The organism is Methylobacterium sp. NMS14P (assembly GCF_028583545.1).
Taxonomy (GTDB): Bacteria; Pseudomonadota; Alphaproteobacteria; order Rhizobiales; family Beijerinckiaceae; genus Methylobacterium.
The window spans coordinates 1,574,174-1,596,331 of the sequence record NZ_CP087106.1; the positions used below are offsets into that span (position 1 = coordinate 1,574,174).

A 22,158-nucleotide genomic window follows, 5' to 3' on the forward strand; every position below is an offset into this window, starting at 1 on the left:
GACGACGATCGCGGCCCGGACGACCGCGTCATCAATCGAAGCATGTATTGTCCGGCGGCCAGACAGCCATCGTCGACCGCTCAGCCGGGCTCACTTCATCGTCGCTCCGGCGCTGTTTGGATAAGGTCTGATTCGGCCGAGGGTCAACAAAAGGATATCCCTATTTTTCGTGGTTTCATGGAAGTGGATCCCCTGGTATGCAGAGCACATAGGACATTGACACCCTCAGACCGGCAGATCGGAGAATTTAATTTTACAGGCTCGCGCGCAGTGGCGGCGGCCGGACGACTTTGTTGTCAGGAAAAATCTTTCGCGCGTCTCAGATGCCGTCCCCGTAGCCGAAGGACTGGTCCATGCTGAGCGCCGGCTCCTCGTCGACGGGCAGGCGCGAGACGACCCGAGCCGGCACGCCCGCTACGGTCGTGTGGGGCGGCACGTCCTGCAGCACCACCGCGGCGGCCGCGACCTTGGCGCCCGCCCCGACGCGGATGTTGCCCAGCACCTTGGCGCCAACGCTGAGCAGCACCCCGCGCTCGATCTTGGGATGCCGGTCGCCGCTCTCCTTGCCGTTGCCGCCGAGCGTCACCGACTGGAGGATCGAGACGTCGTCGGCGATCACCGTGGTCTCGCCGATCACCACCCCGGTGGCGTGGTCGATGAACACGCCGGAGCCGATCCGGGCCGCCGGGTGGATGTCGCAGCCGAACACCTCGGAGATCCGGCTCTGGACGTGCAGCGCCAGGGTCGCCCGGCCCCGGTGCCAGAGCCAGTGGCCGACCCGGTAGGCCTCGAGCGCCGCCAGCCCCTTGTAGAACAGGAACGGGTCGAGGTAGCGGCGGCAGGTCGGGTCGCGCTCGCGGATCGCCACGAGGTCGCGCACCGCGTGGGCGCCGGCCTGCGGGTCCGCCTCGAAGGCCGAGAGGCACAGGTCGCGCATCGACAGGCGGGCGAGGTCGCCGTCCCCGAGACGGTGGGCGAGCCGGTAGGCGAGGGCCTGGGCCAGCGAGCGCTGGTCGAGGACCGTCGCCTGGATGATCCCGGCATAGAGCGGCTCCTCGATCAGGGCCGCCTCGGCCTCGGCGCGCAGGGCCGCCCAGACCTCGGCCTCCGCCGTGCTGCGGCTCGTGATGCGCAGGGGCGGCTGGACCACGGCCATCGTGGCACCCGCGGCGGGCAGGGGGGCGTGATGCATCGGACGTCGCCGATCAACGCACGGCGCGGAACAGGTCGGGCAGGTAGCGCTCCAGGGTGTCGTGCCCCTGGAACTTCACGTCCACGGTGGCCGGAGCGTCGCCCGCGCGGTGGATACCCACCACCCGGCCCCGGGCATGCCGCCAGATCCCCAGGATCTCGGCGAGGTCGGGCCGCGCGAACACGACCGCGTCGCCCTGCATCATCGTCCCTGAGGCCATGCTGTCGGTCCCCCTTGATCGGCCGTTGGCGGCCCGATTCTGCCGCCGGCAGCGCCGGCACCGAGGCCTGCGCCGCCGGCGAGAAGTCTTTTCCGGATGCCCCGGTCAGGCGGAGAAGGTTTCGACCGTGCAGGCCCGAAACCGGAGCATCATTTTCGCTAAGCCTCTGTTACAGAACGATATTTAAGGATCGTCCCGCCTTTGGCAAGCCCGGTCTCTGGCAAGCCCGCTCTCTGGCAAGCTCCGGGCGCGGCCAGCCCCCGGCCGCCACGCGCCATCGATCGCGGCCGCGACGCCGGCGCGCTCCCGCCGGACCCGTGCTTCTGCTCCGCGACGCGGCTTCGACGAACAACCTGCGCTGCGAGTCCTCGCCAATTTGGCAGCACATTCTCGGGCCGGCCGTCTACATTGGCGGTGTCGACGGACAGTCGTGGCCCAGTCGACATGCAGTCGAATCAGAGCCGTACGGAGGTTTGCCGTGATCGCCAGCAAGGAACGGATCGCCCGGATGACTGCGCCGTGTCTGCCGTGTTGCCGCGTCCAGGAAGAGGAGAGCGCACGACATCAGACACGAGAGGCGACCACCGATGCTGACCTATGACACGACCCGGAACACACGTCCCGACCTGAGCCCCGAACCGGCCGCGTCCCTCGGCCGAGCCCTGTCCCGGAGCGTCCGCTCCCATCCCTCCCACGAGCGCGCCGCCCTCGTGAGCGCCCTCGACGACGGCCTGATGCCCGACGAGGTCGCGCAGATCCTCGCCGGCCGCCGTGTGGCCGAGGCCTTCCCGATCCGCTGGGGCGAGAGCCCGGAAGCCTACGCGTCGCGGGCCGTGTCCGAGATGTTCGTCGCCTACCTCCAGTAGGCGCGCCGCTGCCGGCCGCGCCGGCCTCTCCGACCACGAACGATGGAAACCTGTCATGTCGGTCTTCCCCCGCGGGTGGAGGCCCCGGACGGGGACGGCTGCCTGCGCGCTCGCCCTGGCGCTCGGTGCCGCCGGCCCGGCCGCGGCCGGACACACGCCGAAGGTCCGCGCCGCGGCTCCCGCGGGCTCCGCGGTCGAGGCTGCGGCCGACGGGCCGGACGTCCCGGCCCGGCTCACGGTCGGGCCGGGCGGCCGGGACCTGCGGCTCGCGGGGGATCTCGCGGAGGGCGTCGCCGCGCGGGTCGCCGCCATCCTGGCCGCGCACCCGCAGATCGCGCGCATCCATCTCACGAGCGACGGCGGCCTCGTGGAGGAGGGGGCGGCGATCGGGGCGCTGGTGGCGGCGCGGGGGCTCGCCACCTACGTCCCCGACGCCTGCGCCTCGGCCTGCACGCTGATCTTCGTCCGCGGCCGGACGCGCTACCTCGCGACCGGCGGCCGGCTCGGCTTCCACGCCCCCTACGAGATCGGGGCGCGGGGCCGGAAGCACCGGGTGGATTCCGCGCCGGAGCGGGCGGCCTACCGGGCCGCCGGCCTGCCGGCGGCCTTCGTGACGCGGGCGCTGGCAGTGCCCCCGGCCGGGATCTGGATCCCGACGGACGAGGAGCTGCGCGCGGCCGGCATCGTCACCGAGGTCGTCGGAACGGACCGGTTCCCCGACTCGACCCTGGACGCGGATCCGAGCGCGGCCGGGGCGCGGGCCGCGCTCCTGCGGAGCCTGCCGATCCTGCGCCAGGCCGAGGCGGCGGGGCTCGACCCGATCGCCCGGTGGTACCGGGACGGCTACGCCGCCGGCCGGCCGGAGTCGGAGGCCGTCGCGGGCCTGAGGCGGATGGCCGCCGGCTACCTGCAGCGGCGCTTCCGGGCGGCCGACGACGCCGTCGTCCGGGCCCTGGGACACCGGATCCTGGCGACGCTGGAGCGTGCCGGGGCGCGGGACGCGGCGGCCTGCGGACTCCTCGCCGCCGGCGACCTCCTGGCGCTCGACGCGCGCCTGCGGGCCGAGCGGCCCGCGTCGCACGGGCTCGCGCCGCTCCTCGCCCGGACACAGGCCGCGCGGCCGGACGGGGTGGACGCGCCCGCCACGAGCCTGGGCGCCGCGCGGGCGATGGCCGAAGCGGCGGCGCCGTCGGCCGACTGCGCCGCCCGGGTCGCCGAGACGCGGCGGGCCCTCGACCTGCCGCCCGGCCGATCGGCCGCCGCGCTGCGGGCGCTGTTCCTCGCGGAGCCGCAGCAGGTCCTGGCGAGCCGCGCCGGGCCGTAGCGACCCCGCCGACCCTCGACACGCCGCGCAGGCGCCTATCTTCGCACCCGCGGCACGCCCCGGACGGGCGCCGGCCGCGGGGAGACGGGGGTTCGACGGATGCCGGATTATCGCCTGCGCGGGGCGGTTCGTGGCGAGGATGGCGAGATCGGCGCGCCGCGCGTCGACGAGGTGCTCACGGCCGCGGACGCGAAGGAGGCGGTCCGCCTCGCCAACAGCCGCTCGCTGACGATCGAGGACGACGCGGTGAACGCCCTGTGGCTGGTCGACGCCCACGGCACCCTGCTCTGGTCCCTGCGCCGGGCCGACCGGGAACCCTGACGGGGTCCCCGCTCCGGGCCGGCGCCGTCAGGCCGGGGCGCGGCGTCGCGTCTCCGGCAGCGCGGCCGTGTCGGGATCTTCGGCGCCGCCGAGATACAGGGACCGGACGTCGTCGCGCGCCCGCAGGGACGCGGCGGTGCCGGCCAGCGCGCTGCGCCCGTTCTCCAGCACGACGGCGTGGTGGGCGTGGCGCAGGGCGAGGCGGACATTCTGCTCGGCCACCAGCAGGGTCAGCCCCTCGGCGCGGTTCAGGCCGGCGAGCGCCCGGTAGATCTCCTCGACCACGCGGGGGGCGAGCCCCATGGACGGCTCGTCGAGGACGAGCAGCCGGGGCCGCCCCATCAGCGCCCGGCCGATCGCCGCCATCTGCTGCTCGCCGCCCGAGAGCAGGCCGGCGGCGACGCCCCGCTTCGCTGCGAGCCGCGGGAACAGGCCGTAGACCCGGTCCAGATCGGCGCGCACGCCGCCGCGGCCCGAGCCGCGCCCGAGGCCGCCCGCGACGAGGTTCTCCTGGACGCTCAGGCCCCGGAAGCAGTGGCGCCCCTCCAGCACGCCCACGAGCCCGGCGCGGACGAGGGCGTCGGTCCGGGTCCGCGTCACGTCGCGTCCCTCGTAGGCGAGGCGCCCGGCCGTGACCTGGCCGCGCAGGGCCGGCAGCAGGTTCGACACCGCCCGCAGCAGGGTCGTCTTGCCGGCGCCATTGGCGCCGACCAGGGCGACGATCTCCCCCGCCCGGACCGCGAGGTCGACGCCGTGCAGGGCGCGCACCGCCCCGCCGTAGACGACCTCCAGGGCCTCGACCTGCAGGAGGGTCGGGGGGGCGCTCACCGGGCGCTCACCGGGCCGCCGCGGCGGCCTGCTTGCCGGCCGCGTCCGCGGCCTCCTCCGCCGCGCAGTCGCGCGGGGTGATGCCGCGCTCCTTGGCGTAGGCGGTCGCGGACGCCTCGATGATCGGGCGCAGGCTCGCCCAGTCGGGGGCGATCCAGTCGGACACGACGTTCCACTTCGCCCCGTCCCATTGCTGGAAGGTGACGCGGCCCTCGCCCTCGTGGTTGGCGCAGGTGACGTTGATCGAGTGGAACAGGCCCTGGGCGCCGAGCGCCGCCACCCGGGCCTCGTCGAGGCGCAGGTGCTCGAAGCCCCAGCGCACCTCGTCGCCGGTGAGCGTCCGCTGGCCGAACCGCGCTTGCGCGATCCGCACCGCCTCGACGTTGAGGATGCCGTTCAGCACCCCGAGATTGTGGTAGACGCTGCCGATCCGCTTCCGGTCGGCGAGGTTGCCGTTGCCGGCCCCGTAGACCTTGCCGACGACCTCCTGGATCACCGGGTAGGCGGTGCCCGACGCCTGGGTCGTGATGGCGACGTAGCCCTTGGCGGCGTCGCCCGCCGGGATCACGTCCTCCTCCGAGTTCGACCAGACATTGCCGACGATGCGGTCGGCCGGGAAGCCGGTCTTCTGGGCGGTCCTGAGGGCCACCGGGTTCATCACGCCCCAGCCGCGCAGCACCACGAAGTCGGGCCGCAGGCGCCGGATCGTGAGCCACTGCGACTGCTGCTCGTTGCCGGGATGGGGCACCTCGATCTGCGCGACGGTGAAGCCGTACCGCTCGGCGAGCTGCGCGTAGATCGGGATCGTCTCCTTGCCGTAGGGCGAGCCGTGGTAGAGCACCGCGACGGTCTTGCCCTTCAGCTTGTCGAGGCCGCCCGCGCGGGTGCCGAGATACTGGATGATGCCGCTCGTCTCGCTGTAGGGGTTGAGCAGCAGCGGGAACACGTACGGGAAGACGCGCCCGTCGGTGGAATCGGTGCGGCCGTGGTTGATCGTGATCAGCGGCACCTTGTCGGCGGTGATGCGGTCGATCATCGCGTAGGCGATGCCCACCGAGAGCGGGTTCCAGGCGGCGATGCCGGGCCGGGACTTCAGCCGCTCGTAGACCTCGACGCCGCGCTCGACCTCGTACTGGGTCTCGCCCTCGCTCCAGGTGAGCTTGACGCCGTTCACCCCGCCGTCGCGGGCGTTGATCAGGTTGAGATAGTCGATGAAGCCCCCGAAGAAGCCGGTCCCGCCGGCCGCGTAGGGGCCGACCCGGTAGCTCTGGAGTGGGAAATACTGCTCGTCGGCCCACCCGGCCCGGGGGGCCGCGCCGGCGAGCGCGACGGTGCCGGCGAGGAGCGCGGCGCGGAGACGGATCGTCAGGGGCATGGTCGTCCTGGGTTTGGTCAGACGGGGAGGGGATCAGGCAGCGCGGCGGCCGAGGCGGCGGCCCGCCCGGTCGAGGAGGGCGGCGAGGCCGGCGGGCTCGCGGATCAGCACGGCGACGATCAGGGCGCCGAGCACGATGCGCTGGACCATCTCCAGGGTGCCGGAATCGAACCCGTCGCCCAGGAGCGCCGCGCCGAGGCGCGACAGGAGCAGGGGCAGCACCACGATGAAGCCCGCACCCAGGAAGGCGCCGCGCAGGGTGCCCAGGCCGCCGATGATCACGATGAACAGGATCTGGAAGGAGCGGTCGAGGTTGAACCCCGCCGGCTCGACGGTGCGCAGATACGCGAAGGCCCACAGCGCCCCGGCGACCCCGATCACGAAGGACGAGGCCGCGAAGGCCAGGAGCTTGGTCCGGGCGACCTTCACGCCGACGAGGCGGGCGGCGGTCTCGTTGTCGCGGATCGCCACGAGGTTGCGGCCCGTGGGGGAGTCCACGAGGCGCCAGGCGAGGACGGTCAGCAGCGTGACCACCGTGAGCGAGACCAGGTAGCGCCCGCGCGGATCGTCGAAGGACAGGCCGGCCACGACCAGCCGGGGGGCGGTGATGACGCCCGAGGGGCTGTCGGCGGAGATCCAGCCGATCCGGTTCAGCGCCCAGGCGACGAAGAACTGCACGGCGAGCGTCGAGACCGCGAGGTAGAAGCCCCGCAGCCGCAGGGCCGGCAGCCCCGCCACGAGCCCGGCGAGCGCCGCCACGAGGCCGGCGAGCAGGAGCGATGCCGGGAGCGGCAGGCCGGGCAGGCGCAGCGACAGGTTGAAGGCCGCGTAGGCCCCGACCGCCATGAAGGCGGCCGAGCCCAGGGAGAGCAGCCCGGCATAGCCGGTGAGCAGGTTGAGCCCGAGGCCGGCCAGCGCCAGGGCCAGGAACGGCGTCAGCAGGGCCTCGAACACGTAGCTCGTGCCGGTGAGCGGCACGATCCCGTAGGCGAGGACCAGCAGGGCGCCGAGGCCGAGGGTCCCGGCGGACGGGCGGGGGCGCGGTGCGGCGCGGGGGAGGGCGTCCATGGCGTCCTCAGACCCGCTCGACGGCGCGCAGGCCGAACAGGCCCGACGGCCGGACCAGCAGGAAGCCCAGGGCCGCCACGTAGGCGATCCAGCCCTCGATGCCGCCGCCGACGATCGGTCCGAGATAGACCTCGGACAGCTTCTCCGTCGCGCCGACGATCAGCCCGGCCACGATCGCCCCGGCGACGGAGTCGAAGCCGCCGAGCACGAGCACCGGCAGCGCCTTCAGCACCACCAGCGACAGGGAGAACTGCACGCCGAGCCGCGCCCCCCAGAGCAGCCCCGCCACCAGCGCGACGATCCCGGCGGCGATCCAGACCGCCGACCAGATCCGGGGCAGGCGCAGGCCGGTGTTGAGGGCGGCGAGCGGATCGTCCGCCACCGCCCGGAAGGCGAGGCCCGTGCGGGTGTAGCGGAAGAAGGCGGAGAGGAGCGCCACCATCAGGCCCGCGACCGCGGCGGCGAACAGGTCGAACCGGCTGACCAGCACGCCGCCGAGATCGATCGGCGTGTCGTCGATGCCGAGGTCGAGCCCGTGGACCTGGGTGCCCCAGGCGAGTTGGGCCGCGCCCTCGATCACGTAGGCGACGCCCAGCGTCGCCATGAACAGGGTGATGGGCGGCTGGTTGACCAGGGGCCGCAGCACCGCCCGCTCCACCGCGAGGCCGACCACCACCATCGCGGCGAGCGTCGCGGCCAGGGCCGCCGGGAAGGGCAGGCCGCGCTCGGTCAGGCTCACGAAGGTGAGGGCGGCGAGCAGCACCATCGCGCCCTGCGCGAAGTTGAGCACGCCCGAGGTCTTGTAGATCAGCACGAAGCCGATCGCCACGAGGGCGTACATGACGCCCGACAGGAGGCCGCCGACGACGACCTCGATCAGGAAGGCGAGGTCCGGGCTCATGCGGCGGCCACGCCCGCGCCGGCGTCCGCGTCCGTGTCCGTGTCGTCCCAGCCCTCCTCCGCATCCCCGTCCGCGAGCCCCAGATAGGCCGCGATGACGGCCGGGTCGGCCCGCACCTCCGCCGGCGTGCCGGTGGCGATGCGGCGGCCGTGGTCGAGCACGGTCACCCGGTCGGAGAGGCGCATGACGACGCCGATATCGTGCTCGATCAGCACGATCGCGGCCCCGGACCGCTCCCGCGCCGCCCGGATGAAGCCGGTCATCTCGGCCTTCTCGGTCGCCGTCATGCCGGCCATCGGCTCGTCGAGGAGCAGGAGTCGCGGCTCGGCCACCAGGGCCCGGCCGAGCTCGACCCGCTTCTGGAGCCCGTAGGGGAGGCTGCCGGCCGGGCGATCGGCCACCGCCCCGAGGCCGAGGCGTCCGATCACCGCCTCGGCGGCGGCGCGGTGCGCGCGCGCCTCCCGCCGGGCGGAGGGCAGGCCCAGGATCTGGGCCCCGAGTCCGGCGCGCCGCGCGGCCGAGAGCCCCGCGAGGACGTTGTCGCGCACGCTCAGGCCCGCGAACAGGGCGAGGTTCTGGAAGGTCCGGGCGACGCCCAGCGCGGCGAGCCGTCCGGCCGGCACCCGGGCGAAGGTCTCCGCGCCGAGCCGCACCCGCCCGGCCCGCGGCGCGTAGAGGCCGGTGATCGCGTTGATCAGCGAGGATTTCCCGGCGCCGTTCGGCCCGATCACGGCATGGATCTCGCCGGCCCCGACCGCGAGGTCGACCTCCGCGAAGGCCACGGTGCCGCCGAAGGCGAGGGACAGCCCCTCGACCGACAGGATCGCGTCCGCCCGGTCCCGGTGCGGGCCGCCGCCGGGGCCCGCGGCCGGGCGGGCGGCGGGCCGGGGGAGGGGGCGTCGCCCGTCCCGGACCGGGCGGACGAGGCGCAGCGCAGGCTGCATGGGTAGGGATCCGTCCACGATAGGCCGTCCGCTGCGGCGCGAACCGGCGGCACCCGTTGAGAGAAGGCGAGAGACGGGACGACGACACGTCCCGGGCGGACATTCCGATGTTCCCGCCCGTCAAATCCTGCTGCCCGGCGCCCGCGAAGTCAAAGGCACAGTCTTTTCAATTTCGATACGACGCGCGAACATTCTCCCTCCGGGACGCGCAGGCGCGGGATCACTTCCCTAATCCTGACGATGGGCCGCCCGGCCCGCCCAGATCTTGCCGCCGCGGGACGGTGGCGGGCCCGGATCGGGCGGATCGGCCCGGCGCGGCGGGCGGAAAGACACCCTACGGTAGCATAAACTAATCTGCGTAAGTATTCATGGCTTGAAACAAAATGTAGGTTCGCGCCCCCACGCCGTCGTGGAGACGCCGCCATGCCAAACCCGCTCGTGCACAAGCTAAATTGCTATGTCCGGCTCTCCGAAGACGACCGGATGTGCTTGGCCGACGCCATGAGCCCGAGCCGCATGGTCGCCGCACGCACCGACATCATCCACGAGGGCGACGATCCGCGCGCGATCAACGTGATCCTCGAGGGCTGGGCCTGCCGGTACCGGCAGTTCGCCAACGGGCGCCGCCAGATCGTCTCGCTCCTGCTCCCGGGCGACCCGTGCGACCCGCACGTCTTCCTCCTCGACGAGATGGATCACGCGATCGGCGCGATCACGCCCGTGCTCCTCGGCCAGATCTCGGGCCCCGCGATGCGGGATCTGACCGCCCGCAGCCCGCGGCTCGAGATGGCCTTCCACCGCGAGGCCCTGGCCACCGCGGCGATCCAGCGCGAGTGGACGGTCAGCCTCGGCAGCCGCACCGGGATCGAGCGCCTCGCCCACCTGTTCTGCGAGTTGCACGCGCGCCTGGCGGCCATCGGCCTGACGGACGGGAATACCTGCGCGATGCCGATGACGCAGAACGATCTCGGCGACGCGATGGGGCAGACCAGCGTGCACATCAACCGCACGCTCCAGGAACTGCGCGGCATGGGGCTGATCACCCTGCGCAGCCGGCGCCTGACGATCCACGATCCGGCCGCGCTCGCGCGGCTCGCGCATTTCGACACCGCGTATCTCCATCTCACCGGGACCGACCACGCCGCCGCGCGCTGAACCCTGCCGGTCCCGCGGCGATTGAGCCAGGTTGAACGACATCCGGAGTGGCCCGGCATGACAGACCCTCGCGATCCGGCGGAGCGCCTCGCAGTCCTGGAGGCCGACAACGCGCGCCTGCGCCGGCTGCTCGACGCGGCGGGGCTTCCGGACAGCCTGCGTCACGGGATGCGCAACACGATGGCGATGATGCGCACCGTCATGCACCGGTCCGCCGACAGCGCCGCCGACGTCGAGAGCTACGTGGCGCATCTCGACGGCCGGTTCGGGGCGATCATGCGCGTGCAGGCCGCCACGGACGCGTTCGGCGACGCCGACCTGCACACGCTGATCTCGGACGAGCTGATGTTCCACCTCGCCCGCGAGGGCGAGCAGGCCACCCTCGCCGGCCCGCGGGTGCGCCTCCGCCCCAAGGCCGCCCTGGTCGCCGCGCTGGCCCTGCACGAGCTGACCAGCAACGCCGTGGAGCACGGGTCCCTGGCGCTCCCCCAGGGCCGGATCCGCGCCGCGTGGCGAGTGACGGACGCGGAGGCCGGACCGCCCGTCCTCAGCCTCGACTGGGCCGAGACCGGCGGCAGCGAGGTCGCGCCCTCCGGCCGGCGCGGCTTCGGCACGGACGTGCTGACGGAGATGCTGGCCTACGATCTCGGCGCGACGGTCGACCTGCACTACGAGCCGGACGGGCTGCGCTGCACGATCCGCCTGCCGCTCACGGCCCAGATCGGGCGCCGCGTGGCCGAGGACCCCGAGACGGGCTGGGAGGGCGACGGCCGGTGAGAGTCACGATCCCGACGCCGCCCGCACCTGCCCGGTCATCTGCGGCAGCGCGCCGAGCGCCTCCACGGCCGGGTTCGGGCCGGGCAGGAGCAGGTAGTCGGGCGTGAACTCGGAAAACTCCTGCAGACGCTCGAGATTCGGCACGCGCACGCTCTTGCGCCCGCTCTCGATCAGCCCGGCCCTGCGCAGGTCGGAGAGGACGCGCGAGAGGTGGACGTTCGAGAGCCCCGCCGTGTCGGCCAGTTCGGACTGCGCCAGCGGAAGGCGGTAGTCGGGCTCCAGGCCGAGGCCGACGGCGTTCAGGCGCGCGAAGAGCTCGCAGATGATGTGGGCGACCTGCTTGTCGGCGGACCGGCGCCCCACCCCGACGAGCCATTCCTGCAGGACGGCCTCGTCGACCAGGACCGACCACCACAGGGCGCGGTAGATGTTGGGCCGGAGGGCGGCGAGTTCCTTGATCGTCCGGTAGGGGACCGAGGCGACGGTGCAGGGCGTCAGCGTCGCCACGGAGTGGATCGCCCGGTTGAGCAGGGACGCGTGCAGGTCGCAGCCGTCGCCGGGAACGAGGTAGGCGAGGATCGAGCGCCCCCCGTCGGACACCAGCTTGTAGCGGCAGGCGAACCCGTCGAGGATCACGTAGGCGGCGTCGGGCCGCACGCCTTCCGAGACCAGGTCGCGGCCCGCTTCGACCTGCGCGACGTCGCTGGTCGCCGCTCCCAGCGCGGCCACGTCGCCGTCGTCCAAGTTCGCGCGCAGCGCCAGCTTGCGAAGGAAGGGGTTCAAAGGATCTCCCGGAAGTCCTGCCCCGCGCGCGGAGCCGCGTCTGCGTAAACGTGCGACGGCTTATCCTTACTCCTCAAGGTCATCAAATTACCGCCCCGCCCGGGATCCGGATCCCGACGGCGCCGGCTCCCGGGATCGGCCGCGGGGGTCGGCCCGGATCGCCCCGGGTCGGGCCGGATCGCGCCGGTCGAGGCGTGCGGGCCGGATCGGCGTATCAGGAGAGCCGGAGCGTGCGCAGGACGGTGCCGTTCCCGTCGTGGATCTCCATCCGCCAGCCCGCCGCGGCGTCCGGCAGCTCGCCGGCCTTCCGGAACTCCTCGATCAGCACCAGCGCTTCGGCTTCCGCGTGCGCGAGCGTCGCGGCGAGGACGCCCGTCTCGTCCTCGATCGTCTCGCCGTCGCTCCTCAGGCGGAAATAGTAGCGCTCTGCCATGACATCCTTCAGCCCAGGATCCGGACCCGCCCCTATGGGCGCCGCCCGCCCGGTGATATCCCCCCGCGCACGCCGCGGCCCGCGCCGGGGGCTGAGGTAAGTGGCATCGATCCGCGTCCGATCAACGTGCGCGCGAAATTCCGGGCGCGGATGCCTACGGCTTGGTCCGCCCGCTCCCGGACGCCGCAGGAGGCGGCACGGCGCTGCCGGTCTGGCGGGCGAACCGCCGCCCTTCTGGGCGCCGCGCGGACCCGGAACAGCCTCTCGACGCGGCATGCCTAAATAATTGGCACACGTCTTGCGAAGGCCGGTCCGTCGCGAGGAAGACGACGCAGGGGACCGCCATGAAGGCATTTGGAACTTGGGCCTCGGCCGCCGCGCTGGCCGCCGGGCTGGCGATGGGCACGCTGGGGGCGGGCGCCGCGCGGGCGCAGGAGACCATCAAGGTCGGCATCCTGCACTCGCTGTCGGGCACCATGGCGATCTCGGAGACCACCCTCAAGGACGTGATGCTGATGCTCATCGCCGAGCAGAACGCCAAGGGCGGCGTGCTCGGCAAGAAGCTGGAGCCGGTGGTGGTCGACCCGGCCTCGAACTGGCCGCTCTTCGCCGAGAAGGCCCGCGAGCTGATCAGCAAGGACAAGGTCGCGGCCGTGTTCGGCTGCTGGACCAGCGTGTCGCGGAAATCCGTGCTGCCGGTGTTCAAGGAGCTCGACAACATCCTGTTCTACCCCGTCCAGTACGAGGGCGAGGAGAGCGAGCGGAACGTGTTCTACACCGGCGCCGCCCCGAACCAGCAGGCGATCCCGGCGGTCGACTACCTGATGTCCGAGGACGGCGGCGGCGCCAAGCGCTGGGTGCTGGAGGGGACCGACTACGTCTACCCGCGCACCACCAACAAGATCCTCGAGGCCTACCTCAAGTCCAAGGGGGTCAAGGACGAGGACATCCTGATCAACTACACGCCGTTCGGCTTCTCGGACTGGCAGACGGAGGTGTCGAAGATCAAGGCGTTCGGGTCGGCCGGCAAGAAGACCGCCGTGGTCTCGACCATCAACGGCGACGCCAACGTGCCGTTCTACAAGGAGCTCGGCAACCAGGGCATCAAGGCGACCGACATCCCGGTGGTCGCCTTCTCGGTGGGCGAGGAGGAGCTCGCCGGCATCGACGCCAAGCCGCTCACCGGCCACCTCGCCGCCTGGAACTACTTCGAGTCGATCAAGACGCCGGAGAACGAGGCGTTCATCAAGAAGTGGCAGGCGTTCAAGAAGAACCCCAAGGCCGTCACCAACGACCCGATGGAGGCCAGCTATATCGGCTTCAACATGTGGGTGAAGGCGGTCGAGAAGGCCGGCACCACGGACCCCGACAAGGTGATCGACGCGCTGCCGGGCATCGAGCAGAAGAACCTCACCGGCGGCACCGCGAAGATGCTGCCCAACCACCACATCACCAAGCCGGTCTTCATCGGCGAGATCGAGGCGAACGGCCAGTTCGACGTGGTGTGGAAGACGGAGGGCCTGATCCCCGGCGAGGCGTGGTCGAAGCAGCTCGAGGGCTCGAAGGACCTCGAGGCCGACTGGGTCAAGCTCAAGTGCGGCAACTACAACACCAAGACCAAGTCCTGCGGCGGCGCCTGAGGGACGCTCCCGCTGAACGGAGGTGCCGGACCTGCAGTTCGGTTCGGCACTTCCGGATCTCGGAGGAGCGCGGGTCCCCTCTCCCGTGCGGGAGAGGGGCAGGGTGAGGGATCAGGTCCTTCCGGATAGCGCGCACCCCTCACCCCAACCCTCTCCCGCCCGGGCGAGGGCGCCTGTCGCGCCTCGCATCGGCCGATCTGTGCAGATCACGGCCGCCCGCTGGCGAACTCAGGTGCCTCACGCGTCGCCGTCCCGCTTCCCAGGCGCAACGAAAGTCTCGATGCTCCGTCTCCTCTGCCTCCTCCTCCTGCTCTTCGCCGCTCCTGCGCTGGCGCAGACCACCGACCCCTACGGCCAGCTCGCCGGGGACGGCTACGCCGAGATCGAGGCCGGCGTCTCCGGCCTCGCCGCCTCGGGCGACCCGCGCGCCGACGCGATCCTCTCGGCCCTGTCGGACGGTCGCCTGCTGGTGAGCCCGGACAAGACCCTTCTCATCCGGCAGGGCGGCGCCGTCGTCGACGCGAGGACCGGCGCCCCGGCCGCCGACGGCCCCGACCTCAGGCCGGTGCGCGCCAACAACCGGGTCCGCCGGGCGATCGAGGCCGCCCGCGGGCAGCTCGACCTCGCGAGCCCCGATCCGGCCAAGCGCCGCGCCGCCGCCGACGCGGTGTTCAAGGCGCGGGACGCGGCCGCGCTGCCGGCCCTCGACGCGGCTTTGGCCCGCGAGACCAACCCGGGCGTCCGCCAGGCGCTGACCGAGGCGCGCGCCGCCGTGCTGCTCGCCAGGCCCGGCACCGCGGAACCCGACCGGATTGCCGCAATTCCCGCCATCCAGGCCCGGGGCGATGGCGACGCGATGGGCATCCTGCGCGGTCTCGCGGCGGATCCGAGCGAGGCGGTCCGCGCCGCCGCCGCCCGCGGCATCGCGGCGATCGAGACGCGGCTCGCGATCCTCGGCGCCCTCCAGAACGTCTGGTACGGCATCTCGCTCGGCTCGGTCCTGCTGCTCGCCGCCATCGGGCTCGCCATCACCTTCGGGGTGATGGGCGTGATCAACATGGCCCACGGCGAGATGGTGATGCTCGGCGCCTACACGACCTACCTCGTGCAGGAGCTGATCCGCACCCAGGCGCCGTCCCTGTTCGGCTGGTCGCTGGCGATCAGCATCCCGTGCGCGTTCCTGGTCGCCGGCCTCGTCGGCGTGCTGATCGAGCGGTTCATCATCCGCTTCCTGTACGGGCGCCCGCTGGAGACGCTGCTCGCCACCTTCGGGGTCAGCCTCGCGCTGCAGCAGGGCGTGCGCTCGATCTTCGGCCCGACCAACCGCGAGGTCGGCGCCCCGGCCTTCATGAGCGGCGCCTTCGATTTCTACGGCCTGTCGATCACCTGGGGCCGGATGTGGATCATCGTCTTCGCGATGGCCGTGTTCCTCGGGCTGCTGTTCGTCCTGCGGAAGACATCCTTCGGCCTGAAGACCCGGGCGGTCACCCAGAACCGCCGCATGGCCGCCGCGATGGGCATCCGCACGCCCTACGTCGATGCGCTCACCTTCGGGCTCGGCTCCGGCATCGCCGGGATGGCGGGCGTCGCCCTCTCGCAGATCGACAACGTCTCGCCCAATCTCGGCCAGGGCTACATCATCGACTCGTTCCTCGTGGTGGTGTTCGGCGGCGTCGGCAACCTCTGGGGGACGCTGGTGGCGGCGCTGACGCTCGGCGTCGTGAACAAGCTCGCCGAGCCGTATATCGGCGCGGTGCTCGCCAAGATCGGCCTCCTGATCTTCATCATCCTGTTCATCCAGAAGCGCCCGCGCGGCCTGTTCGCGCTCAAGGGCCGGGCGGTGGAATCGTGAGCCCCATGCCGTCCCGCACCCCCCTCATCGACCTGAAGGGCTGGATCTTCCTCGCCGTCCTGGCCGCCTTCTGCCTCGCCGTGCCGGTGCTGAACCTCGCGGTGCCGGAGGGCTCCGGCCTGCACCTGCCGACCTACCTCGTCTCGCTCTTCGGCAAGTACCTCGCCTACGCGCTGCTCGCGGTCAGCCTCGACCTCGTCTGGGGCTATTGCGGCATCCTCTCGCTCGGCCACGGGGCGTTCTTCGCGCTCGGCGGCTACGCGATGGGCATGTACCTGATGCGCCAGATCGGCTCCCGGGGCGTCTACGGCAACCCGGTCCTGCCCGACTTCATGGTGTTCCTGAACTACAAGGCGCTGCCCTGGTACTGGCACGGCTTCGACCACTTCGCCTTCGCGGCGCTGATGGTGCTGCTGGTGCCGGGCCTGCTGGCCTTCGTGTTCGGCTGGCTCGCCTTCCGGTCGCGGGTCACGGGCGTCTACCTGTCGATCATCACCCAGGCGCTGACCTACGCGCTGATGCTCGCCTTCTTCCGCAACGACATGGGGCTCGGCGGCAACAACGGGCTGACCGACTTCAAGGATCTCCTGGGCGTCTCCGTCCAGTCCCAGAATTTCCGTGTCGGCATCTTCGTGGCGACGGGCCTCGCGCTGGCGCTCGGCTACCTGATCGCCCGGGTCATGACGGTCTCGGCCTACGGCAAGATCCTGATCGCCGTGCGCGACGCCGAGAGCCGCACCCGCTTCCTCGGCTACCGGCCGGAGCACTTCAAGACGCTGGCCTTCACGGTCTCGGCCATGATGGCGGGCGTCGCCGGCGCCCTCTACGTGCCGCAGGTCGGCATCATCAACCCGGGTGAGTTCGCCCCCACCAACTCCATCGAGACGGTGATCTGGGTGGCGGTGGGCGGCCGCGGCACGCTGGTCGGCGCGGCCCTCGGCGCCGTGCTGGTCAACTACGCCAAGACCGTGCTCACCGGCGCGATGCCCGACGCGTGGCTGTTCGCGCTCGGCGCCCTGTTCGTGGTCGTGACGCTGTTCCTGCCGCGCGGCCTCGTCGGCACCGCGATCGAGCGTTTCGGCTCCCGGCGCGCCGCCGCCAGGCTGCCGCCGGAGCCCGCCATCGCCCCGAAACTCGCGGAAGAAGGGCAGGGCTCGTGAGCACCGACCTCCTCGAACCTCCGGACGCCGCTGCCCGCGGCCCCGCCAACCGGAAGCGCGAGACGGACGCGCTGCTCTACCTCGACGACCTGCGGGTGACCTTCGACGGCTACAAGGCCCTGCGCGGCCTGTCGCTTACGCTGGCCCACGGCGAGCTGCGGGCGATCATCGGCCCGAACGGCGCCGGCAAGACCACCATGATGGACTGCATCACCGGCAAGACCCGGCCGGACAGCGGCATCGCGCTGTTCGACGGCACCCACGACCTGCTCAGGAGCGACGAGCCGGCGATCGCCGACCTCGGCATCGGCCGCAAGTTCCAGAAGCCCACGGTGTTCGAGAGCCACACGGTGGCCGACAACATCCTGCTGGCGCTCAAAGGTCCGCGCGCCGCCTTCGCGTCCCTGTTCGGCTGGCGCAACCGGGTGGAGGCCGCGCGGATCGACGCCCTGCTGGAGACCGTCGGCCTGCTCGCCCACCGGGGCCGCCCGGCGGCCGATCTCAGCCACGGCCAGAAGCAGTGGCTGGAGATCGGCATGCTGCTCGCCCAGGACCCCAAGCTGCTGCTCGTCGACGAGCCCGTAGCCGGCATGACCGACGCCGAGACCGCCGAGACCGCCCGGCTGCTGCGCCGCATCGCCGGCGAGCACGCCGTGCTGGTGGTCGAGCACGACATGCACTTCGTCCGCGACCTCGGCTGCCGGGTCACCTGCCTGCACGAGGGCGCGGTGCTGGCCGAGGGCTCGATCGACGCGGTCTCGGCCGACCCGCGGGTGGTCGAGGTGTATCTGGGACGATGACCATGCTCTCCGTCGACGGCATCGACCTCTACTACGGCGCCGCCCAGGCGCTCCGCGGCGTCTCCCTCACGGCCGAGGCCGGGCGGGTCACGACGGTGCTCGGCCGCAACGGCGTCGGCAAGACCTCGCTGCTGCGGGCGATCGTCGGCCAGCAGCCGGTGCGCTCCGGCGCGATCCGGCTCGACGGCCGCCCGATCCAGGCGCTCGCCCCCTACGACCGGGCCCGCGCCGGGATCGCCTTCGTGCCCCAGGGCCGCGAGATCTTCCCGCTGCTCACCGTCAAGGAGAACCTGGAGACCGGCTTCGCGCCGCTGAAGCGCCGCGACCGCCACATCCCGGGGGAGATCTACGACCTGTTCCCGGTGCTCAAGGACATGCTGCACCGGCGCGGCGGCGACCTCTCGGGCGGCCAGCAGCAGCAGCTCGCCATCGGCCGGGCGCTGGTGACGCGGCCGAAGCTGCTCGTGCTCGACGAGCCGACCGAGGGCATCCAGCCCTCGATCATCAAGGATATCGGCCGGGCGATCACCTACCTGCGCGGCAAGGGCGAGATGGGGATCGTGCTGGTCGAGCAGTATTTCGAGTGGGCCCGCGACCTCTGCGATTCCTACGCGGTGATGGATCGCGGGCAGGTGGTGCTGGCCGGGCCGCGGGCCGGGATGGTCGAGGCCGACGTCCTCCGGTGGATGTCCGTGTAGGGCGCCCGCCGCGCCGTCGCATCCGCCGCCGGCGCCGCGTCCGGGAATACGGCTCTTCGAGCCGGATATCGGGACCGATATTCAACAATCGCGGCGCGGCCTGGGGCGACATCGGTCGCCAAAACTGTGCATATGGCCCCGCTCGGCCAATGTTAAAACACAATTCAGGTCCGCCATGGGGCTCAACCACGGGGGCGCCCATGACGATCCTGGATCCGATCACCGGCGAGCTGGTCACCATCGCCGTACCGCGGCCGCGGCCGCAGGCCGGCCCGCGCTGACGGGCGGCGCACCAGCATGACGAACGCGACCGATCGAAGGGCCGGCCGCCGCGGCGTCCGCGGCGGCCGCGCCCAGGTCCGGACCGTGCCGCCGGGCCTGCTGCTGGCCGGCGGCGTGGGGGCGAACGCCCCGCTGACCGCCGTCGACCTGATCGCCCAGGCCCGCGCGGCCCGGCGGGAGGCCGAGGCCCGCGACGGCGCGGACCGCGCCGAGCAGGGCTGACGCGGCGGCCGGGGGCCGCCGGGCCGGCCGCCCGCCTCTCGAGATCACCCGCGCGGGATGGTCAGAAGGCCGGCAGTCTCGCGGCAGCCGGCGGGTGCGTCGTGAAGATCGGCGTCCTGATCCTGGTCGGCGCCTGCGGCGTCCTCGCCGGGATCGTCATCGGATACGTCGCGGGGACGCGACTCAGCCAGGCCTTCGCGCGGTTGCCGGTGACGGACCGCTCCCCCGCCGCGCAGGCGCTCCGGATCGTGGACCGCATCGCGACCGAGCACGGCCTCGCGCGGGACGCGCTGCTCCGGGCGATGCTCGACCCGCAGGGCGGCGGGGCGGCGGCCGCGCGTCCCGGCGAGGATCCGGGCAGGGACCCGGGCGAACCGGCCCGGTAGGGCGCCGACCGCGCGCCTCACGCGGCCGGCGCCGGCCGGGGGCGCAGCCGGAGGCTCGCGGCGGTGAGCACGGAGCGCAGCTCGGCCGGCCGGACCGGCTTCGAGAGGATCGGGATGTCCGCCGCCCCCAGATCCTCGCGCACGCGCGCCTCGTCGTGGCCGCTCATCACCACCGCCGGCAGCGCGCGGCCGGCGAGACTTCGGACCGCCGCGATGCAGTCCGTCCCCGTGACGCCGTTCCCCAGCTCGAAATCGGTGATGAGGAGGTCGATCTCGGGCACGGCGTCGGGGATCCCGGTCTCGGGCCGGACGCGGCAGCCCCATTTCTCCAGCAGGCTGGCCGTCGCCCGCAGCACGGCAGCGTCGTCCTCGACCAGCAGCACGCGCAGGCCGCCGATCGTCGCCGGCGGGTCGAGCCTGGAGGGTAGGGCCGCGGGCTCCGCAGCCCGGGCGACGGGCAGGTTGCCGATCGTCACGCAGGTCCCGCGCTCCGGCACCGAGCGCAGCGTCACCGTCAGGTCCAGAAGCGCCCCGAGCCGCCGGACGATCGGCAGGCCGAGGCCCACGCCCTCGACATCCCGGTCGCCGCGGCGGCGGATCTGGTAGAACTCGTCGAAGACCCGCTCCTGATGCGCGACCGGGATTCCGGGGCCGCGATCGTAGACCTGGACGGCGAGCCGGTCGCCCCGCCGGCGGCAGGCGATCAGGATCGGCCGGCCGGGCGCGTACTTGATCGCGTTGTTGACGATGTTCTGGAGCATCGTCGTGAGCAGCGCCCGGTCGGTGCGCACCACGACCGCGCAGGCGCGGCTGCGCAGGGCCGTGCCGGCGATCTGGGCGGCCTCCGAGTTCTGGCGCCGCACGTCCTCGACGATGTCGCTGATCGCGACCGGCTCGGGCCGGGGCTCCACCCGGCCGCTGTCGAGGGTCGAGATGTCCAGGAGCGACTTGAACAGGCGCGAGACGCTCTGCAGCGACCGGTCGATGTTCTCGACCATCTGCAGTTCCTCCGGCCCCAGCCTGGCGCCGCGCAGGCAGGCGGTGAACAGGCTGATGGCGTGGATCGGCTGGCGCAGATCGTGGCTCGCCTGCGCCAGGAAGCGCGACTTGGACAGGCTCGCCTCCTGCTCGCGCTCGTAGGCGCCGCGCAGGCGCTCCAGCAGGCTGTAGATGTAGGCCGGCACGAGGACGGTGATGGCCGTCAGCGTCAGGACGAGGAACGGGTTCGCGCGCCAGTACGCGTTGAAGTACGTGGTGGCCGCGATCGAGACCAGGGCCGCGGCCGTGGACGCCTTCAGGGCGGTCACCCCGTAGCGCAGGCCGTTGCCGACGATCAACCGGATGACGATCGCGTAGAGCGGCAGGAACGGCGCGCCGCCCACCGCCATCGTGTAGGTCATCCCGCCGAGATCGAGGACGAAGGTGACGACGCGGCGCGGCGTGCTGCTGCCGGGATTGCGGCTGATCCAGCCGTACAGCGCCACGGCGAAGACCCAGTGGCACGTCACGAGGTAGGCGACGAACCGGGCCTCCGGCGGGGCGATCCCGCCGTAGATCTGGGGCAGGAGGTACAGGCAGGCGAGGCCGATGACGACGGCCCGGATCAGCGCCTGCGCCTTCTCGTTGTCGTACGCCTCGTCCCGCCGGCGCCGCGCCCCGAACATCGGCGGCTCAGGCCCGGCCGGCCGCGCGGCCGATGCCGGGCGCCCGCTCCGCCGGGACGGTCCCCGCGGTGTCCGCCCCGAATCGCGCCGTGCCGGCCCCGGTCTCCCGCTGTCGCTTCATCGTGCAGTCGTCCTGCCGCGCCGCCGCCCGGGATCCGGGTGACGGCTCCCCGCCGTCACCGACCGTGGACAGATCTGGCAAGTCTACCTGACGGTAATCGACACCGCCAGACGCGACGAGAACGCGCTGTACGGCGACGATGACGAGTCTTCCATGCGCGCGACCCTTATTCAGTCTTCGCTACAATGCTCGCTGTGCTGCATCGGATCGCTCATCGGGAGAATATGCGGCACAATATTTTTTACTTCACCGCAGGATTGATCTCGTCGACCGGCGGTCCCCGCCCGGTCGCGGGCACCGTCAGCGGTAGGTGCCGGCGGCCGGATCGAATCGATGGACCCGGGCATCCCGGTCCGTGGCCGGACGCGGCGTCCCGTCCGCGCCGGGCAGGGTGCCGCTCAGCGTGACCCGGACCGGGGGCCACGCGGCGGGATCGCGCGGATCCTCCGGCAGGATCTCCAGCCGCCCCGTGCTCGACCCCAGCCGGCAGGGATCCTCCGCGCAGCCGGCCGTCTCGTCGGCGCCCGCCGCGACCTCGCCCGCGAGCGTCCAGTGCGCTGGCGCGTCGCGGAACTGCAGGAGGAGGAACGAGAAGCCCTGCGATCCGGCCGTCCCGTAGGCGGTGAGGCGCAGGCCCATCAGGAGGCGTCCCCGGCTCAGCGGCCTGACCACCGCGCCGAGACGCTCGTCCACCTCCGGGGCGCCGCCGTCGCGGTTTCCGGTCCCGATCCGGCCGGACAGGACCTGCACGCCTTCGAGGCGCCAGCGCATGTCCTTGAGGATGTAGGTGGCGGCCGCGACGCTCAGCCGGTCGGGCGCCGCGGCGTCCGCGCCCGGGGCCGGCATCGTGACGAAGCCGGTGAACCGGCTCCCGGTCTCGGTGGAGAACATCGCGGCGGTCCAGAACTCCGCCGTGCGTCCGTCCTTCATCCGGCAGGTCTCGGCCGCCGTGTCGGCGGGCCGCCCGCAGATCGCCGCCAGCACCGCGGCGTGCGGCAGCATGGCGAGGTCGGGATCGGCCGCGGCGGGCGCGGCAGCGAACCCGGCCAGCATTGCCAGGGCCGAACCCGTCGGCAACCGCCCGTCTGCCCGTCCCGCCCGTCCCGCCCGTCTCATGCGCCGGGCTCTGCCACGGGGCCCGGCACC

Annotated in this window: 23 protein-coding genes; 12 read left to right on the forward strand and 11 right to left on the reverse strand. The window is 72.5% G+C overall.

Annotation, left to right across the window (positions count from 1 at the left end; translation table 11 throughout):
• Positions 1-319 precede the first annotated feature (319 nt).
• Positions 320-1,192 carry a serine O-acetyltransferase gene (gene cysE / locus LOK46_RS07420; protein ID WP_273563182.1) on the reverse strand — a complete coding sequence of 291 codons (873 nt, stop codon included), beginning with the start codon at positions 1,190-1,192 and terminating at the stop codon, positions 320-322.
• A 13-nt stretch (positions 1,193-1,205) separates the two neighbouring features.
• Positions 1,206-1,412, reverse strand: coding sequence for a hypothetical protein (locus LOK46_RS07425; protein WP_273563183.1), 207 nt, complete (start codon positions 1,410-1,412; stop codon positions 1,206-1,208).
• Positions 1,413-1,999: 587 nt separating this feature from the next.
• On the opposite strand from LOK46_RS07425, the gene LOK46_RS07430 reads away from it, so the two are divergent.
• The 3 genes from LOK46_RS07430 (at position 2,000) to LOK46_RS07440 (ending at position 3,923) form a co-directional block, all read left to right on the forward strand.
• On the forward strand, positions 2,000-2,278 hold the full coding sequence (locus LOK46_RS07430; protein ID WP_273563184.1) for a hypothetical protein: 279 nt from the start codon (positions 2,000-2,002) through the stop codon (positions 2,276-2,278).
• A gap of 55 nt (positions 2,279-2,333) precedes the next feature.
• Positions 2,334-3,602 (forward strand): hypothetical protein, encoded by a 1,269-nt coding sequence (locus LOK46_RS07435; protein WP_273563185.1) that lies wholly within the window; start codon positions 2,334-2,336, stop codon positions 3,600-3,602.
• Between the two features lie 99 nt (positions 3,603-3,701).
• Entirely contained in the window at positions 3,702-3,923 is a 222-nt protein-coding gene (locus LOK46_RS07440) for a hypothetical protein (RefSeq protein WP_273563186.1), read from the forward strand.
• Positions 3,924-3,950: 27 nt separating this feature from the next.
• On the opposite strand, the gene LOK46_RS07445 is transcribed toward LOK46_RS07440, so the two are convergent.
• Genes LOK46_RS07445 through LOK46_RS07465 form a run of 5 tightly spaced genes read right to left on the reverse strand, consistent with a single transcriptional unit; the run spans position 3,951 to position 9,039 of the window.
• Positions 3,951-4,751, reverse strand: coding sequence for an ABC transporter ATP-binding protein (locus tag LOK46_RS07445; RefSeq protein ID WP_273563187.1), 801 nt, complete (start codon positions 4,749-4,751; stop codon positions 3,951-3,953).
• Positions 4,752-4,758: 7 nt separating this feature from the next.
• Positions 4,759-6,126, reverse strand: a complete 1,368-nt coding sequence (locus LOK46_RS07450) for an ABC transporter substrate-binding protein (RefSeq protein WP_273563188.1) — start codon at positions 6,124-6,126, stop codon at positions 4,759-4,761.
• Between the two features lie 33 nt (positions 6,127-6,159).
• Entirely contained in the window at positions 6,160-7,194 is a 1,035-nt protein-coding gene (locus LOK46_RS07455; RefSeq protein WP_273563189.1) for a branched-chain amino acid ABC transporter permease, read from the reverse strand.
• 7 nt (positions 7,195-7,201) lie between these two features.
• Positions 7,202-8,095 carry a branched-chain amino acid ABC transporter permease gene (locus LOK46_RS07460; RefSeq protein ID WP_273563190.1) on the reverse strand — a complete coding sequence of 298 codons (894 nt, stop codon included), beginning with the start codon at positions 8,093-8,095 and terminating at the stop codon, positions 7,202-7,204.
• A complete protein-coding gene (locus tag LOK46_RS07465) occupies positions 8,092-9,039 on the reverse strand; it encodes an ABC transporter ATP-binding protein (protein ID WP_273563191.1) in 948 nt (315 codons plus the stop codon). The genes LOK46_RS07460 and LOK46_RS07465 overlap by 4 nt, the downstream gene beginning before the upstream one ends.
• A gap of 423 nt (positions 9,040-9,462) precedes the next feature.
• Between LOK46_RS07465 and LOK46_RS07470 the strand changes: the two genes are divergently transcribed.
• A complete protein-coding gene (locus LOK46_RS07470) occupies positions 9,463-10,194 on the forward strand; it encodes a Crp/Fnr family transcriptional regulator (protein WP_273563192.1) in 732 nt (243 codons plus the stop codon).
• Between the two features lie 57 nt (positions 10,195-10,251).
• Positions 10,252-10,971 carry an HWE histidine kinase domain-containing protein gene (locus LOK46_RS07475; protein ID WP_273563193.1) on the forward strand — a complete coding sequence of 240 codons (720 nt, stop codon included), beginning with the start codon at positions 10,252-10,254 and terminating at the stop codon, positions 10,969-10,971.
• 3 nt (positions 10,972-10,974) lie between these two features.
• Here the strand turns inward: LOK46_RS07475 and LOK46_RS07480 are convergent, their stop codons facing one another.
• Both LOK46_RS07480 and LOK46_RS07485 read right to left on the reverse strand, forming a co-directional pair.
• Positions 10,975-11,754 (reverse strand): Crp/Fnr family transcriptional regulator, encoded by a 780-nt coding sequence (locus LOK46_RS07480; protein WP_273563194.1) that lies wholly within the window; start codon positions 11,752-11,754, stop codon positions 10,975-10,977.
• A gap of 214 nt (positions 11,755-11,968) precedes the next feature.
• Positions 11,969-12,187 (reverse strand): DUF6894 family protein, encoded by a 219-nt coding sequence (locus tag LOK46_RS07485; protein ID WP_273563195.1) that lies wholly within the window; start codon positions 12,185-12,187, stop codon positions 11,969-11,971.
• 344 nt (positions 12,188-12,531) lie between these two features.
• Between LOK46_RS07485 and urtA the strand changes: the two genes are divergently transcribed.
• From urtA to LOK46_RS07520, 7 genes are all read left to right on the forward strand, one after another.
• Positions 12,532-13,827, forward strand: a complete 1,296-nt coding sequence (urtA, locus tag LOK46_RS07490; RefSeq protein ID WP_273563196.1) for an urea ABC transporter substrate-binding protein — start codon at positions 12,532-12,534, stop codon at positions 13,825-13,827.
• Between the two features lie 280 nt (positions 13,828-14,107).
• A complete protein-coding gene (urtB, locus tag LOK46_RS07495; protein WP_273563197.1) occupies positions 14,108-15,679 on the forward strand; it encodes an urea ABC transporter permease subunit UrtB in 1,572 nt (523 codons plus the stop codon).
• 5 nt (positions 15,680-15,684) lie between these two features.
• Positions 15,685-16,839, forward strand: a complete 1,155-nt coding sequence (gene urtC, locus LOK46_RS07500) for an urea ABC transporter permease subunit UrtC (RefSeq protein ID WP_273563198.1) — start codon at positions 15,685-15,687, stop codon at positions 16,837-16,839.
• Positions 16,836-17,639 (forward strand): urea ABC transporter ATP-binding protein UrtD, encoded by an 804-nt coding sequence (urtD, locus tag LOK46_RS07505; RefSeq protein ID WP_273563199.1) that lies wholly within the window; start codon positions 16,836-16,838, stop codon positions 17,637-17,639. Before urtC ends, urtD begins: the two co-directional genes overlap by 4 nt.
• A 2-nt stretch (positions 17,640-17,641) precedes the next feature.
• A complete protein-coding gene (gene urtE, locus LOK46_RS07510) occupies positions 17,642-18,337 on the forward strand; it encodes an urea ABC transporter ATP-binding subunit UrtE (protein ID WP_273564556.1) in 696 nt (231 codons plus the stop codon).
• A 297-nt stretch (positions 18,338-18,634) separates the two neighbouring features.
• Positions 18,635-18,841: a hypothetical protein gene (locus LOK46_RS07515; RefSeq protein WP_020095148.1), complete on the forward strand. Its 207-nt coding sequence runs from the start codon at positions 18,635-18,637 to the stop codon at positions 18,839-18,841.
• Between the two features lie 101 nt (positions 18,842-18,942).
• Positions 18,943-19,227, forward strand: a complete 285-nt coding sequence (locus tag LOK46_RS07520) for a hypothetical protein (RefSeq protein ID WP_273563200.1) — start codon at positions 18,943-18,945, stop codon at positions 19,225-19,227.
• A 17-nt stretch (positions 19,228-19,244) separates the two neighbouring features.
• Here LOK46_RS07520 and LOK46_RS07525 read toward each other — a convergent pair whose 3' ends face one another.
• Both LOK46_RS07525 and LOK46_RS07530 read right to left on the reverse strand, forming a co-directional pair.
• Positions 19,245-20,891 carry a hybrid sensor histidine kinase/response regulator gene (locus LOK46_RS07525; protein ID WP_273563201.1) on the reverse strand — a complete coding sequence of 549 codons (1,647 nt, stop codon included), beginning with the start codon at positions 20,889-20,891 and terminating at the stop codon, positions 19,245-19,247.
• 421 nt (positions 20,892-21,312) lie between these two features.
• Entirely contained in the window at positions 21,313-22,089 is a 777-nt protein-coding gene (locus LOK46_RS07530) for a hypothetical protein (RefSeq protein WP_273563202.1), read from the reverse strand.
• Positions 22,090-22,158: the final 69 nt, after the last annotated feature.

Bases quoted from the DNA above. Each gene is read 5' to 3' on its own strand.
- LOK46_RS07475 (WP_273563193.1), top strand. From the start codon at position 10,252: ATGACAGACCCTCGCGATCCGGCGGAGCGCCTCGCAGTCCTGGAGGCC.
- LOK46_RS07440 (WP_273563186.1), top strand. From the start codon at position 3,702: ATGCCGGATTATCGCCTGCGCGGGGCGGTTCGTGGCGAGGATGGCGAG.
- LOK46_RS07435 (WP_273563185.1), top strand. From the start codon at position 2,334: ATGTCGGTCTTCCCCCGCGGGTGGAGGCCCCGGACGGGGACGGCTGCC.
- LOK46_RS07460 (WP_273563190.1), bottom strand. From the start codon at position 8,095: ATGAGCCCGGACCTCGCCTTCCTGATCGAGGTCGTCGTCGGCGGCCTC.
- LOK46_RS07430 (WP_273563184.1), top strand. From the start codon at position 2,000: ATGCTGACCTATGACACGACCCGGAACACACGTCCCGACCTGAGCCCC.
- LOK46_RS07485 (WP_273563195.1), bottom strand. From the start codon at position 12,187: ATGGCAGAGCGCTACTATTTCCGCCTGAGGAGCGACGGCGAGACGATC.
- urtA (WP_273563196.1), top strand. From the start codon at position 12,532: ATGAAGGCATTTGGAACTTGGGCCTCGGCCGCCGCGCTGGCCGCCGGG.
- cysE (WP_273563182.1), bottom strand. From the start codon at position 1,192: ATGCATCACGCCCCCCTGCCCGCCGCGGGTGCCACGATGGCCGTGGTC.
- LOK46_RS07450 (WP_273563188.1), bottom strand. From the start codon at position 6,126: ATGCCCCTGACGATCCGTCTCCGCGCCGCGCTCCTCGCCGGCACCGTC.
- LOK46_RS07525 (WP_273563201.1), bottom strand. From the start codon at position 20,891: ATGTTCGGGGCGCGGCGCCGGCGGGACGAGGCGTACGACAACGAGAAG.
- LOK46_RS07455 (WP_273563189.1), bottom strand. From the start codon at position 7,194: ATGGACGCCCTCCCCCGCGCCGCACCGCGCCCCCGCCCGTCCGCCGGG.
- LOK46_RS07515 (WP_020095148.1), top strand. From the start codon at position 18,635: ATGACGAACGCGACCGATCGAAGGGCCGGCCGCCGCGGCGTCCGCGGC.
- LOK46_RS07465 (WP_273563191.1), bottom strand. From the start codon at position 9,039: ATGCAGCCTGCGCTGCGCCTCGTCCGCCCGGTCCGGGACGGGCGACGC.
- urtB (WP_273563197.1), top strand. From the start codon at position 14,108: ATGCTCCGTCTCCTCTGCCTCCTCCTCCTGCTCTTCGCCGCTCCTGCG.
- LOK46_RS07470 (WP_273563192.1), top strand. From the start codon at position 9,463: ATGCCAAACCCGCTCGTGCACAAGCTAAATTGCTATGTCCGGCTCTCC.
- urtC (WP_273563198.1), top strand. From the start codon at position 15,685: ATGCCGTCCCGCACCCCCCTCATCGACCTGAAGGGCTGGATCTTCCTC.
- LOK46_RS07425 (WP_273563183.1), bottom strand. From the start codon at position 1,412: ATGGCCTCAGGGACGATGATGCAGGGCGACGCGGTCGTGTTCGCGCGG.
- urtE (WP_273564556.1), top strand. From the start codon at position 17,642: ATGCTCTCCGTCGACGGCATCGACCTCTACTACGGCGCCGCCCAGGCG.